The organism is Algoriphagus litoralis, assembly GCF_003259255.1.
In the GTDB taxonomy this organism is placed as follows: domain Bacteria; phylum Bacteroidota; class Bacteroidia; order Cytophagales; family Cyclobacteriaceae; genus Algoriphagus; species Algoriphagus litoralis.
Genome location: NZ_QGOL01000011.1, coordinates 104,543 through 119,075, shown reverse-complemented (window position 1 = coordinate 119,075; position 14,533 = coordinate 104,543). Strand labels below are relative to the sequence as shown.

General features: G+C 45.0%; 14 protein-coding genes. 1 reads left to right on the top strand and 13 read right to left on the bottom strand.

Annotation, left to right across the window (positions count from 1 at the left end):
• The first annotated feature begins 101 nt into the window (after positions 1 to 101).
• On the top strand, positions 102 to 1,736 hold the full coding sequence (locus DK188_RS13635; protein WP_111671523.1) for an ABC-F family ATP-binding cassette domain-containing protein: 1,635 nt from the start codon (positions 102 to 104) through the stop codon (positions 1,734 to 1,736).
• A gap of 313 nt (positions 1,737 to 2,049) precedes the next feature.
• On the opposite strand, the gene DK188_RS13630 is transcribed toward DK188_RS13635, so the two are convergent.
• The 13 genes from DK188_RS13630 to radC form a co-directional block, all read right to left on the bottom strand.
• Positions 2,050 to 3,345, bottom strand: a complete 1,296-nt coding sequence (locus DK188_RS13630) for a TRAP transporter large permease (RefSeq protein ID WP_111671374.1) — start codon at positions 3,343 to 3,345, stop codon at positions 2,050 to 2,052.
• Entirely contained in the window at positions 3,345 to 3,836 is a 492-nt protein-coding gene (locus tag DK188_RS13625; RefSeq protein ID WP_111671373.1) for a TRAP transporter small permease, read from the bottom strand. The genes DK188_RS13630 and DK188_RS13625 overlap by 1 nt, the downstream gene beginning before the upstream one ends.
• Before the next feature lie 20 nt (positions 3,837 to 3,856).
• Positions 3,857 to 4,843 (bottom strand): TRAP transporter substrate-binding protein, encoded by a 987-nt coding sequence (locus DK188_RS13620; RefSeq protein ID WP_111671372.1) that lies wholly within the window; start codon positions 4,841 to 4,843, stop codon positions 3,857 to 3,859.
• Positions 4,844 to 4,983: 140 nt separating this feature from the next.
• Complete coding sequence (locus DK188_RS13615) at positions 4,984 to 6,015, bottom strand: Gfo/Idh/MocA family protein (RefSeq protein WP_111671371.1); 1,032 nt, start codon at positions 6,013 to 6,015, stop codon at positions 4,984 to 4,986.
• Positions 6,016 to 6,105: 90 nt separating this feature from the next.
• Entirely contained in the window at positions 6,106 to 7,119 is a 1,014-nt protein-coding gene (yiaK, locus tag DK188_RS13610) for a 3-dehydro-L-gulonate 2-dehydrogenase (protein WP_111671370.1), read from the bottom strand.
• A 43-nt stretch (positions 7,120 to 7,162) separates the two neighbouring features.
• Positions 7,163 to 7,555, bottom strand: coding sequence for a VOC family protein (locus DK188_RS13605; protein WP_111671369.1), 393 nt, complete (start codon positions 7,553 to 7,555; stop codon positions 7,163 to 7,165).
• A gap of 71 nt (positions 7,556 to 7,626) precedes the next feature.
• Positions 7,627 to 8,397 carry a zinc-dependent peptidase gene (locus tag DK188_RS13600; RefSeq protein ID WP_232825736.1) on the bottom strand — a complete coding sequence of 257 codons (771 nt, stop codon included), beginning with the start codon at positions 8,395 to 8,397 and terminating at the stop codon, positions 7,627 to 7,629.
• 62 nt (positions 8,398 to 8,459) lie between these two features.
• On the bottom strand, positions 8,460 to 10,025 hold the full coding sequence (gene rny / locus DK188_RS13595; RefSeq protein ID WP_111671368.1) for a ribonuclease Y: 1,566 nt from the start codon (positions 10,023 to 10,025) through the stop codon (positions 8,460 to 8,462).
• 66 nt (positions 10,026 to 10,091) lie between these two features.
• Positions 10,092 to 10,376: a cell division protein ZapA gene (locus DK188_RS13590; RefSeq protein WP_111671367.1), complete on the bottom strand. Its 285-nt coding sequence runs from the start codon at positions 10,374 to 10,376 to the stop codon at positions 10,092 to 10,094.
• Between the two features lies 1 nt (position 10,377).
• A complete protein-coding gene (locus DK188_RS13585) occupies positions 10,378 to 10,662 on the bottom strand; it encodes a hypothetical protein (RefSeq protein WP_111671366.1) in 285 nt (94 codons plus the stop codon).
• A gap of 2 nt (positions 10,663 to 10,664) precedes the next feature.
• Positions 10,665 to 13,079 (bottom strand): phenylalanine--tRNA ligase subunit beta, encoded by a 2,415-nt coding sequence (gene pheT / locus DK188_RS13580; RefSeq protein ID WP_111671365.1) that lies wholly within the window; start codon positions 13,077 to 13,079, stop codon positions 10,665 to 10,667.
• Between the two features lie 106 nt (positions 13,080 to 13,185).
• Complete coding sequence (locus DK188_RS13575) at positions 13,186 to 13,803, bottom strand: DUF1684 domain-containing protein (protein WP_111671364.1); 618 nt, start codon at positions 13,801 to 13,803, stop codon at positions 13,186 to 13,188.
• Positions 13,804 to 14,499, bottom strand: coding sequence for a RadC family protein (gene radC / locus DK188_RS13570; RefSeq protein ID WP_111671363.1), 696 nt, complete (start codon positions 14,497 to 14,499; stop codon positions 13,804 to 13,806).
• Positions 14,500 to 14,533: the final 34 nt, after the last annotated feature.

Below are 14,533 nucleotides of genomic sequence, written 5' to 3'. Positions count from 1 at the left end.
AAAAACTATGGTCCATGGACAATTGGCTCGTAGCTAATTTTCCAATCTTCCAATTTTTCAATCTTCCAATCCTTACCTTTGCATCTTCAATTTCAAAATTCATGATTTCAGTTGACAATGTTACCGTCATGCATGGCGGCACACCGCTTTTTAGCAATATCTCTTTTGCTATCAATGATTCGGATAAAATCGCCTTGATGGGTAAAAACGGAGCCGGTAAATCCACCCTGCTCAAGATCATCGCAGGACAGAGTAAGCCGACTTCCGGAGCGGTCTCCGCCCCAAAAGGCTATGTGGTTGCCTACCTTCCCCAGCACTTATTGACTGCAGATGATTGCACTGTAATGGAAGAGACTGCGAAAGCTTTTGCCAGCTACCTTGAGATGAAAGCAGAAATTGAAAAAATCAATGAAGAACTTACCGTCCGGACTGATTACGAATCGGATAATTACTACAAACTGATCGAGCGGGTTTCCGAACTCAGCGAGAAATTTTACGCCATCGAGGAAGTGAACTACGAAGCAGAAGTTGAAAAAGTGCTGCTTGGATTAGGTTTCGAGCGAGCGGATTTCACTAGGTCTACTTCTGAGTTTTCGGGAGGTTGGAGAATGCGGATTGAGTTGGCAAAAATACTTCTACAAAAGCCCGACTTGATCCTGCTCGATGAACCGACAAACCACCTGGACATCGAGTCTATTCAATGGCTGGAAGAATTCCTAATGACCAAAGCCAAAGCTGTCGTAGTGATTTCCCACGATAGAGCTTTTGTGGACAATATCACCACGCGGACCATCGAAGTGACGATGGGAAGAATCTACGACTACAAAGCCAAATACAGTCACTACTTGGAGCTTCGCAAAGAACGCAGAGAGCAGCAGCAGAAGCACTACGAAGAACAGCAGCGGACGATTGCTGACATTCAGGAATTCATCGATCGCTTCAAAGGCACCTATTCCAAGACACTTCAAGTCCAGTCTCGCGTGAAAATGCTTGAGAAAATGGAACTCATCGAAGTGGATGAAGTGGATAGCTCGGCACTGAAACTGCGTTTCCCTCCTTCCCCAAGATCCGGGAACTATCCCGTGATCGTGGATGACATGAGCAAAAGCTATGGCGATCATGTCGTTTTCAAAAACGCATCCATGACCATCGAGCGTGGGCAGAAAGTAGCTTTCGTAGGTAAAAACGGAGAAGGAAAGTCTACTATGATGAAAGCCATCATGGGAGAGATTGAATTCCAAGGCAAATGCGAACTCGGACACAACTCGATGATCGGGTATTTTGCGCAAAATCAGGCTTCGCTATTGGATGAAAGCCTAAGCATATTCGAAACAATCGATCAGATCGCAGTAGGCGAAATCCGAACCAAGATTAAAGACCTGTTGGGAGCCTTCATGTTCAAGGGAGACGATATCAACAAGAAAGTTAAAGTGCTTTCTGGTGGAGAAAAGACCCGATTGGCTATGATCAAACTATTGCTAGAACCCGTCAACTTGTTGATACTCGATGAACCGACCAACCACTTGGACATGAAAACCAAAGACATCATCAAAGATGCCTTGAAAGCTTTTGACGGTACCTTGGTAGTCGTTTCTCACGACCGGGATTTCTTGGATGGCTTGGTGACCAAAGTTTTTGAATTTGGCAATAAGCGGGTAAAAGAACATTTCGAAGACATCAACGGCTTCTTGAGAAATAAGAAAATGGAGAATTTGAGGGAAGTGGAAAGGAAGTGACCCTTCGACTCTGCTCAGGCCGACATCGGTGTCAGGCTGAGCACTGGAGCTACGAGAGTAGCGTATATCGAAGCCAGTGATCAGAATTCAGTCGCAGTAAACAGTATGAGTTAAAGAGATATTGGTTAAGGGTTAATAGTTGGTTCGCCTAATTGAGGACCAGTGGGGCAAATTAATGGATGAAATATCTGTGAGAATCTGTGTCTTTTTCTGCGAAAATCTGCGGGAAAATTGCGTAGATACTAGCCCCCCTCAAGGAACTTGAAAGTCTAAAGGGAGATCTTTTTTTTGGCATCTTGGTGCTATTGTCTTTCTACAACCCAAATTGCCTCGGCAGCCAAAGTGTAATTTCCGGAAATAGCATGATCAGAATCAAAGCCACAATCATTGCAAAAAAGAAGGGCAAAAGAGGTTTGATAATTTTCTGAATAGTCGTCTGCGCAATTCCCACTCCAATAAATAAAATCGATCCAACCGGTGGGGTACAAAGTCCGATACACAGATTGAGTACCATCATGATCCCAAAGTGAACAGGATCCACTCCTAAATCTGTGACTACAGGCAGAAATATCGGGGTGAAAATCAAAACCGCCGGAGTCATATCCATAAACACACCCACAAATAGCAGCAGGATATTGATCAATATCAGAATGACAATGATATTGTCACTCAGTGAAAGCATGGCATTGCTTATCCGCTGGGGAATTTCCTCGCTCGACATTACCCAAGACATCGCCATAGATGTGGCGATCAGTAGCATAACGACTGCCGTAGTTTCAGCGGATTTCAATAAAACAGAAGGAAGATCTTTCCAGCCAATTTCTCTATAGATCAGGGTAAGTACCAAGCTGTAAACTACCGCAATGGCCGATGCTTCTGTTGCTGTAAATACTCCGCCAATAATTCCACCGATCACCACGATTAACAAAAATAAACTCGGAACTGCTCTCCAAAAGGTAGAAAAAACCAAACCCATGGAAGAAGCCTCACCTGCAGGAAGTTTTTTGATTTTCACCATGATGGCTGCTGTAATCATCAAAAGCAGCCCAACCAAAAATCCAGGTAAATACCCCGCCACAAATAGTGCTGCGACAGAAACGCCACCCGAAGCTAAAGAATACACAATCAAGACATTGGAAGGAGGAATAATCAAACCCGTGGTAGAAGAAGTGATATTCACCGCGGCCCCAAGTTCTTTGGGATAGCCCTCCTTTTCCATTCTTTTACCCAAAATCCCTCCCATCGAAGAAGCAGCCGCCACTGCAGAACCTGCAATCGCCCCCATTAGCATTGCCGCCACAATATTCACATGAAGCAGGCCACCTGGAAGTCGACCGGTAAGCGCTTTGGCAAACTCAATCAGGCGATTTGCGATTCCTCCACGATTCATGAGTTCGCCTGCAAGGATGAAAAAGGGAATTGCCAGCAAAGAAAAACTATCCAATCCTGTCCCCATCCGCTGGGCCACTGTAGTAATTGCAGGCATGGTAGCCACTGTCACCATCAAGGTCAACATGCTGGAAAGTCCAAGACTCCATGCTACCGGAACTCCTATTCCAAGAAAAAAAAGGAATGATAAAACGAGAACTAAAATGCTTAGGATATCCATTATTTGGCGGATTTTAGGTCATGATTCAATTGGGTGATTGCATACACTTGGTAATAGGTGACCAGCAAACCACTGAAAGGAATGATACCATAGACATAGGCAAGTGGAATCTGTAATGTTGCTGACTTCTGCCCAAGAATAAAAGTGATGTACACCAGATTTGATCCTCCGATGACCATCACTGTCATTGCAAAAGTCAACACCAAAAGACTAACCAAAACCAACATTCGTTTTTGCGTTTTCTCCCGAAGACTGGTCAGAATCACATCAATGGCTAGGTGTTCATTTTTCCCTGCCACATAGGCCGCTCCCAGCATTCCCACCCAAATGAGCATGTAGCGGGAGAGTTCATCTGTAAAGGAACTCGGATCTTTAAATACATATCTGGAAGTGACTTGCCAGGTCACATTCAGCACCATCAATGCCATCAAGATGACAAGCATCGTGGCAATTACATGGTCCAATTTGGATTTGGAGGAACTTGAAAACATGTTTTTTGAGGGATTTCGGGTTAATTGACTTTTCTGATCGCACTCACTATCTCATAAATCTCAGGCTGTTGGACCTTGAGCTCTTCGTAGACCCCCTCCACAGCTTTTCGGAATGGCTCTTTATCTGGATAGGTGATCGTCACTCCAGCAGCCTCTAGCTCTCGCATGGATTCTGCGGTAGACTTTGCCCAAAGCTCATACTCATACTTGGCCGATTCGTCTGCAGCTTCCTGCACCCAAGCTTGCTCCTCAGGTGTAAGTCGTTCCCATACTTTTGTGCTGATGATCACTACATCGGGTATGGCAGTATGCTCATCCAGACTGTAAAACTTGCAGACTTCATAGTGCTTTGAAGTGTACAAACTTGGAGGATTATTTTCTGCAGCATCCACAATTCCCTGCTGCAATGCTGTATAAAGTTCTCCGTAGGAAACCGGAGTCGGCGAACTTCCCAGGCTTTTGACCATATTGGAGGCTGTGGGACTTTCCATCACGCGCACTTTGAGGCCGGCGAGATCGGCAGGAGTTTCTACGGGTTTGTCTTTGGTGTAAAAGCTCCGTTTCCCCGCGTCATAATAGGTCAGTCCACGAAGCCAAAATTCTTCCCCATCGAGCAAAAGCTGTTTCCCGATTTCTCCTTCCAAAACTTTCCGCTGATGCGCATCATCCCTGAAAAGATACGGCATGCCAAAAACCTGCATCGTCGGAGCAAAACCTTCCAAAGCTGCTGCAGATACTTTTGTCATCCCCAAACTCCCGATCTGCAAAAGCTCTATCAATTCCCGCTCAGAGCCCAATTGCTGATTGGGATAGACTTTCATGATGATCTTGCCATTGGATTTCTTTTCGACTTGCTCTGCCATAAATAGCATGGCTTCATGGACTGGATGATTGACGACTTGGGCATGGCCCAGTTTGATGATTTTGACGTCGAGTGGACTGTTACAGGAATAGGATAAAGCTCCCGCAAAAATCAAGAATAGAAATACGGTGAGGGTCTTTTGCATGGGATTGGGTTTACTGACTAAGTAGTACCAATATTGGATTTTCTTAGCTTAGAATCCCCAGAAATTACGAAATCGATTTAAATGCGATTTAAAAGGAGACAAAAAGCGATTAAATCAAAAATAGATTTCAGCCTATTCTTTCAATCCTCATCCTCAAAAGGAAACGCTACTATTTTCCCTTTTTTAGAAGAAAAATAGATCGCCCGGATTAGTTCCACTGATTTTCTGGCAGTTTCGCCATCGACCACTGGAGTTTGATCTTCCTGAATTGCTCTGAGGAAAAGTTTCCACTGGGCCAAATGTAACTGATGCCCGATCGCTGTTGGGTCGGAAGCGCCAGAACCTCCGGAATTTTGGCTTGGCTTGACAATTTCTGAACTTTCTTTGATATTCCATTGGGTTAGCTTGCCGGCTTCCAGAATGGCACTCCCCTCCGTCCCGAAAATTTCGATCCGCTCCGGATATCCAGGATATAATGCTGTGGCTGAAGTGATATTTCCCAAAGCTCCATTTTTGAAATTCACGATGGCCGCTCCCAAATCTTCCCCTTCGATGGGATATAAAGTTGTCTGTACTTGCCCAAAGACGCTTTTGACATCACCCATCAAATCCAAGAGCAAATCAACCGTATGAATCCCCTGATTGATCAATGCACCTCCACCGTCCGCTTCCAGAGTCCCTTTCCAATTGCTGGTAGAATAATAGGCAGAATCCCTGAACCAATTCACGTAGGCATTGCCCATGAGGAGTCGACCAAAAACTCCTTCCGATACCGCTCTTTTCAGCTTTTGATAATCTTCAGTAAATCGGTTTTGGAAAATCACGGCAAGTTTTACTTTGTTCTCAGCGCAAGCAGCAATTAATTCGTCAGTACGTTTGAGATTGATTTCGATCGGTTTTTCAATCATGAGGTGTTTTCCCGCTTTTGCGGCAGCTAATGCAGGCTCCAAATGCATCCCGCTCGGCGTGCAGACACAGACGATTTCCATGTCGGGAACCTTCAAAAATTCTTCAAGATCTGTCAAAACAAGAAGCCCAAACTGAGCTTTGGCTTTGGCGGCACTTTCAGGATTGGGATTGTACAAAGCAACCAATTCCGCTCCTTCAATTTCAGCAATTGCCTGCGCATGCTTTCCGGTAATTGATCCAGTTCCGATGATTCCAATTTTCATGTGATTACAATTGTTTTTTAAAAGTCACATGGAATCTCGCATTTATTGTAGTTATCCTACCAAGTGAGATTCCTATATTCAGGCTCGATTTCATTTCTCTACGTGTTTAAGGATTTTTGCCCAAGTGGATTCTGCCACAGGAATTCCATTTTCCAGGTTTCTGGCTCGGGTTTCCAAGACTTTTTCCCCGGGAAACCGAACTGCTTCCCCTTCAAAAACGGCAGAATTTTTCAGATTATCAAGGACGCTGTCAATCTTGGTCTCCATCCATTCCGCCAATCCCAACTTAATTGGATCAAAGCATAGAAACACCTGAGAAAGCCCATATTCATCGCCATTGTGATCCACTTCGTGCGTGGAATTTCCTCCGGAAAAAACACTGGCCAATAAATCCAGAACCAAAGAAAGCCCCGCTCCTTTCCACAAACCCATCGGTAAGGCTAGGTGATTTTCAAGTATTTCGGTTGGGTTTTTAGTTAGATTTCCTTTCAAGTCAAACCCTCCTTCAAAAGGCAAATTCTCACCTTTTTGAGCGTACAAACTCATTTGTCCATAGGCGAACTGGGACATCGCCATGTCAAGCACCACAGGCGATTCCTTTCTGGGAATTCCGATTACAAGCGGATTATTCCCGAGGATCGGTTCACTTCCGCCCCAAGCAGGCATATTAGGCTTGGTATTGGTAAAGCAAATTCCGATACATCCGGCCTCGACAGCCTGCCAACCAAAATTCCCTCCCCGCATCCAATGATTGGTTTGGGCCAAAGCCACACAACCGATCCCAAATTCTCGGGAAAGCTTGATCGCTCGGTCCATTGCAAACTCGGCATTCAAATTTCCCGGTCCCAAATTTCCATCCCAGCGCTCAAAAAGCACGATTTCACTGAACAGTGTGGGAGAATTTTTCGGTTTGACATATCCCTTTTCGATGAATTCCAGAAAAAGTGGAAAGCGATTGATTCCGTGGGATCGGACTCCATCCAGATCTGCTTTCGCAAAAAGTGTGGCGCATCGATCTGCCCGACTTTCTTCGAAACCAACCTGCAACAAAATCTGCTTAAGGGCAGAAACTAACTCATCAAAGGGAATCAGGACGTCCTTCATAGGTTTCAAGAACGAGAAAAAAGGTCGGAATTCCGAAATTCGATTAGTTGGCTTTCAACATCGGAACAGCTCTTTTGCAAAACTGAATACAAACACCCCAAGGATCACGAAGCATGACCAAATGTGAGCCGTCCGGCAAATTATCATCACTAATTTCGATAGCACCAGCTTCTATCAGTCGAGCTTTGTCCTTAGCTGGATCTTTTGACACAAATGCCAAATGGACTGCCAAAGGATGGTAGCTATTGAAATCAAGCGTTTCGCCCTTGGGATTGCTGTAGATTTCCAGCATGATCGTCCCGCTGTCATCTGCGAGAAAAGTCATAAATGGCGATTCAGTCATCTTTTTCACCACGGCCAATCCGAGGTGAGTTTCATACCAAAGCGACATTTCGGATGCATTGGGGACATTGAGTGCAAAGTGTTCGAATTTCATTGGGAGAGTTTAGCTAATGTTCTGAGGAGATAAAGTCAAGAAGGATTATAGTCAGCTAAAAAAGACAAGTTTCAATGACCTTCCGGTTTTTCCCAAACTCTCGGATCCTGTTTTAGCAATTGGACGATCGCCTGGTAAAGCTCCGGTCTCTCGTGGAAGAACTGCCATGGCCGCTCAAAGAAATTCTCCAGCGCAACCGCAAAAAACTCATGCTCATTGAGTGTGGCCGCTTCGCGGAAAAGGGAATTTTCCCCAGTTCTTACTTTTTCCAGTTCGAAAGGTACCAAGCTTTTGTATTTCGCCCATGCATGAGGTTCAAACTCCTTTTCTCCGTCTGATTCAATTTGATTTGCCAGTTTGAGCGCGTGAGCAATCTCATGGATTCCAAGATTCACCCCGTCTTTGGTATCCAAAAATCCCTCCACGAAGCAGCGCCAAGAAACAACAATCAACCCAAATCTGGGATTGACTTCCCCCCTGTGATAGGTTTTGTTTGAGGTACTGAAATAAGCGTTGGGATAAACGAGGATCGTATGAAAGTGGGCGAGTCGAAGACGCTTCCAACCAAAGGTAACCATCGCAATGGTGGCACTGATGAGCACTTCCATTTCAGATGAAACCTCCTCCAGTCCACCTCTTGGGACAAATTTCTTTGACGATAGAATCATCTCCAACTTGACCAAAAATTCCTTTTTGTGCCTAGGATTTAATTTACAATAAAAAGGGAAATTCCGCTCAAGAAAACCCAAGTCCGAAGCTGTCAGGCTCCTCTTGAACAATAAAAAGCGGGCTTGCTCCATCCACCAAGAGACCCGGCTGGCTAAATAGTAGTTTGGTTTCATACAAAACAAAAATGGCAACTACCTAAAGGTAATTGCCATCTTGTATTCATCCAAATGTGAAATTATCTGGCGTAATTGACAGCTCTCATTTCACGGATCACCGTCACTTTGATTTGGCCTGGGTATTGCATTTCTTTTTCAATTTTCTGAGAAATATCAAAAGAAAGCTTGCCTGCCCGCTGATCATCGACATTATCTGCATCTACCAAAATTCGAAGTTCTCTACCTGCTTGCATCGCAAAGCATTTGTTGACTCCGTCAAAAGCAAGGGCTAATTCTTCCAATTCTTTGAGACGCTTGATGTAGCTGTCCATGATCTCACGGCGTGCTCCTGGTCTGGATCCGGAAATCGCATCACAAGCCTGAACGATCGGTGAAATCATCGACGTCATTTCGATCTCATCGTGGTGAGCCCCGATGGCATTGCAGATTTCAGGATGCTCTTTGTATCGTTTTGCGAGCTCCATTCCCAACACCGCGTGTGGTAGTTCCTGTTCTTCTGGCCAGACCTTTCCAATATCATGGAGCAATCCTGCGCGCTTAGCCAGTTTGGCATTTAGTCCCATTTCAGCAGCCATAGTTGCCGCCAGTTTTGCTACCTCACGAGAGTGCTGTAACAGGTTCTGCCCGTAGGAGGAGCGGAATCTCATTCGTCCGACCATTCGGATCAATTCGGGATGCAGACCATGAATTCCCAAATCGATACAGGTACGCTCGCCGATTTCGACGATTTCTTCCTCGATGTTCTTTTCCGTTTTTGCAACCACCTCTTCAATTCTGGCAGGGTGGATTCGACCATCCTGAACCAGCCTGTGAAGGGAAAGTCTCGCAATCTCTCTTCTGACCGGATCAAATCCGGAAATAATGATCGCCTCAGGGGTATCATCTACTACGATCTCGACTCCGGTAGCAGCTTCGAGCGCTCGGATATTTCTACCTTCACGACCGATGATTTTACCTTTGATGTCGTCACTTTCGATGTTGAATACAGACACGCAGTTTTCCACGGCATGCTCTGTAGCTGTACGCTGAATGGTATCCAAGACAATCTTTTTCGCTTGCTTGGTAGCAGTCAACTTCGCTTCATCGAGGATATCTTTGATTTGAGAAGAAGCTTTGGATTGCGCCTCTTCGGTCAGCATATTGATGATCTGCTCCTTGGCTTCCTCGCGTGTCAGACCAGCTACTTTTTCCAGGTCTGCGATCCGCTGGTTGGTGATTCGGTCTAGTTCTTCTTTTTTAACTTGAACCGAATGAAGCTGTGCGTTTAAGTTTTCTTTCTTGCTGTCGAGTTCCGCTTCCTTGCGCTTGAGTGCTTCCTGCTCTTTCGAAACTTGGCTCTGCAGCTGCTTGACCTTATTTTCGTTGGTGATGATGAGGTTCTTTTTAGTATTCATCTCCTCATCAAACTCCGACTTTAACTTGAGGTACTTTTCCTTTGCTTCAAGAATTCGGTCTTTTTTGATTGTTTCGGCTGTAAGTTCAGCCTCCCGAAGCATGGATTTGACCCTTTCTTTGGTCTCCTCTTCCAACTTCGCATTTTTATTTTTGATGAAAAATCCCGCCAAAGCGGCTCCTCCACCTAATCCAGCCAAAGCGGCCAGGATGATAAATAGTACGTCTGCCATAGGTATTTATATAGTTATACTACCTAACCGGCTCCGAAAATCCCAGAAATAAGTGGATATCAATAATCAAACAGCTTTGGCCAGCAAAGCTGAAATATGAGCAAGACTACTGCGAACATGTTCGCTGTCTTCAGCATTGACCTCATTGGTCTCCAGCGATTCCACCATGCAGTCAAAAGCGACCATGGCAAGCAAATCCTGAAAATCATCCAAACCAAATTCGGCTTTATATTTCCTCAATTTCTCATTAATCAGCTTCCCAGCATGTCTGATCTTGGCCTCATCTTCAGGCTTGACTCGCATGGGATACTCCCTTTCTCCGATTTTCACTCTGATGGCCAGCGTCTCCATATCATTCGGAAAGGTATGTGATCAAATGATCAATTTCTTGTATATAATTATTGATTAAGTCACTCATTTCGGTGGCATCCTCTGGATTCACCGGTCGGTTGTCCACAATGTTACTAATTTTAATCTTATTTTTAAAATGATGGATTTCCTGCTCTTTGTCTTCAATTCCCCGCTCCAGCGCTGCCAATCGAGCTCTTAGCTGCTCATTCTCAGCGGTCACTGACTCCAGTTTTTTACTGACTTGTACCGCCAGTTTTTCCAATTTTTGCAGTTCTTCGTGAATCATTTTTAGCTTCTGATGATAGCGCCTACCTGATCCTGGAAGGCTTGAATCAATTTACTCATTGTTTTCTCAATTACCTTATCGGTAAGTGTATTTTCCTGATCCTGAAGGTAAAAACTCAGTGCATAGGCTTTCTTGCCCGAATCTATCTTGTCTCCCTGATAGACATCGAATACTCCGATTCTTCTCAGAAGCTTTCCTCCTACCTTATTGGCAACTTGCTCAACTTCAGCATAAGTGACTGACTTGTCGATCACAAGGGAAAGATCGCGCCGAACTTCCGGGAATTTGGAGATTTCCTCGAATTTCTTCAGCCCCGTAGCTTTCTTCACCAAAAGATCCCAATCGAATTCCCCAAACCAAACCTCCTGTCTGACTTCGGCCAACTTCAGTAGTTTTTCGTCTACGAGTCCGATTTTGCCCACTTCTTTCTCTCCAATCTTAAGACTCAATCCTACTTCAAAAGGAGATTCTTCAATTTTGGTCACTTTGGAAATCTGGATGTTCAATCGAGTCATAATCCGCTCAGCGGTGGCTAGCATATCCGGCACTCCAAAAGGCTTAGCTGGCTCAAGCCAACTTTCAGCAGAACGATTACCTGAGTGGAAAATTGCCAAACGCCTTCCCTCTTTGTAGCCTTCAGCCGTCTTCTGATATACTGTACCAAATTCAAAGCATTTGAGATCAGTCTGACGTCTATTGATATTATGTGCCAAAACTTCCAAGCCATTGAAAAGTAGGGTCTGACGCATCACGCCCAAATCTTCGCTGAGCTTGTTGAATATTTCTACGTTCGAGGCAGGATCCAAAAAGCCGGATTTTTCAGCATACACTGGCTTGGTCAGGCTATTGGTGATCAATTCAAAGTATCCCTGACCAGCAAGCATTTCAGTCATTCGATACTGCAGCTTATTTAGGTCTTTGACCGGATGCTCGGCGAGATAGTCCGTGCGAAGATTTTCAGACAGCTCCACTTGATGGAATCCGTGAATTCTAAGCACTTCCTCAATGATATCAGCCTCTCGGGTGACATCCACTCGATAAGGCTTCACAATCGCGGTGAATCCTTCTTCAGTCTCATTTTCTACGTTGATGTCCAGACTTTCCAAAATGGATTTCACTTCAGCAGGAGCGATTTTCTTTCCGATGAGGCGGTTGATATGGCCGTAGCTCACTTCAATTACAAAATCCTGTGCAGGCTCCGGATATAGATCGATGATTTCTGATGCAACTTTCCCTCCGGCAATCTCCTGAAGCAATTTCACCGCAGCCTTCAGCGCATAAACTGGCATATTCGGATCTGTTCCTCTTTCAAATCGAAACGAAGCGTCTGTTTTCAGCCCATGGAATTGCGAACCTTTTCGGATCACATCAGGTGAAAAATAAGCGGATTCCAAGAAAATAGAAGTCGTCTGGTCACTCACTCCTGAATGATTTCCTCCGAAAACGCCTGCGATACAAAGTCCTCCTTGAGGGTCAGAGATCATCAGTTCTTCTCCGGAAAGCTTACGTTCCTTGCCGTCCAATGTCACAAATGGCGTTCCTTTAAGCAGCTTTCCTACGATGATTTTTCCATCGGAAATCTTGTCTGCATCAAAAGCATGAAGCGGCTGACCCAAGTCATGCAAAATGAAATTGGTGATGTCGACCACATTATTGATCGGCTCGAGATCCAATGATCTGAGGAAGTTTTGAAGCCACTGGGGGCTGGGACCAACTTTCAAGTCGGTCAACACAACACCAGCATAGCGGGGACAGTCAATCGGGTTTTGCACTTCTACAGAAATGGCTGAGCCGGATTTTTCTACTGAAAGTTCCTTTTCCTCAGGAAGACAAATTGCTCTGCCTAGCAAAGCTTTCAAGTCCCTAGCTACTCCCAAATGCGATGCGGCATCTGCTCGATTTGGCGTCAGCCCAATCTCCAATACCTGATCCTGTGAAACTTCGAAATATTCCGAAGCGGGAGTTCCGTTAGGAAGATCGGTATCCAAGATCATGATGCCTGCATGGGAAGTCCCCAGACCGATTTCGTCCTCAGCACAAATCATTCCCTCGGAGGCCTGTCCTCTGATTTTTGCTTTTTTGATCTCGAAAGGCTCACCTGAAGTCGGATACAACTTGGCTCCAACAGTGGCAACTACGACCTTTTGACCTTTGGCGACATTCGGTGCACCGCAGACGATCTGTGAAGGTGTACCCGCTCCTATATCAACTGTTGTTAAACTCAGCTTGTCGGCATCTGGATGTCTTTCGCAAGTCAACACTTCTCCGATCACGATTCCTTCCAATCCGCCAGGTAGCGAAACAAACTCCTCCACGCCTTCCACTTCCAGACCTGATCGGGTCAAGAGTGCGGCAATTTCTTCGGGGCTTTCAGTGAGAGCAATGTATTTTTTAAGGCGGTTTATCGAGATTTTCATAACTTTTTAATAGCAGGTAATTGATCCTGATTACTAACAAAAAAGGTGCTCCGGCACCTTTTCAAAAACTGATTGACAAATTTAGAAGAATTGCAGAAGGGCTAGACTATTCCTTGTAATTTTTCTCCCCGGCTTCCACCGCAATTTCCAAAAGGTTTTCTTTGGGAGGAATCGGACAAGCGTAGTCGGGATTGTAGGCACAATAAGGATTGTAAGCCAGGTTAAAATCCAAGGTGATGGAGGTTTTCCCATCCTGGCGGACATTGAGATATCGACCTCCTCCATATGTTTCCCCTGCGCTTGTCGCATCTGCAAAAGCCAAGAAAAAGTTTCGCTTATCCGCTTCATCCATTGCCTGGAGCAGAAGCAGTTTGTTGGTTTTTCCGCCCAACTCAAACTCCGCAAATGAATGCTCAATGTAGCGTTGGGTTGAGCCATCAGTCAATGGTATTTCCCGAACTTTCTTGTTCTCAATTGGAATGATTCGCGCTTTGACCTTGTAAGCCGGATCGATTTCATAAAAAGTCAGCTTTGTGAAAGTTCGTTTTTGCTCCTCAGTCAAAGGGGATTCAATATTGAATCGGATAAACTTAAACTGCCTCTCACGCTCTTTTTCAATCTTCTCAACATAAGCTTCCGGGCTCTCAGCAGCGGTAAACATGTAAGCTACCGCAGCAATCACCACTAGTCCAACCGCAATCAGTAAAATGTAACTTTGTTTCATTTATAGTATGCCTTCATCGGCGAAGCTAAAATAGCCACGATCTCCAAAAATAACATGATCCAAGATGGGTAAATCCAAATCACGGCCGATTTTGACCAGTCTTTCGGTCAGTTTCTTATCCTGTTCCGAGGGACTCATGGTGCCACTGGGATGATTGTGAACAAGTATCACCGACTGTGCCAACTGCTCCAAAGCGACTTTAAATACGATTTTTGGGTCAACGACCGTCCCGGCAGTCCCACCTTGGCTGATGAGTTGCTTTTTGATTACATAGTTGGATCTGGATAGTAAAATCAGGTAGAAATGTTCCACAATTTCATCGTAAAGCTCCGGCTTCATCAACTCATAGATATCACGGGAGCTTGTGATTTTCAGTCTCACTTGAGGTTCCTGTTCTTTGCGCCTGCGTCCGAGCTCCAATGCTGCTACGATCGAAATGGCTTTTGCCTCGCCGATTCCTTTGAATTTCATCAAGTCTTTCACTGACATTCTTGCAAGCGAGGCCAAATCATGGTTCACATCTCTGAGAATCATGCGTGACAGGTCCACGGCACTGATGGTAGGTGTACCCGAACCTATCAAAATGGCGATCAATTCGGCGTCTGAAAGTGAAGATTTTCCTTTGAGTAAAAGTTTCTCCCTGGGGCGATCTTCTTCGGCGAGTTCGGATATCTTTATCGAAGTAGGCTGACTCATAGACAGTTCTTTAAAAAGCATTTGAAAAAAGTGT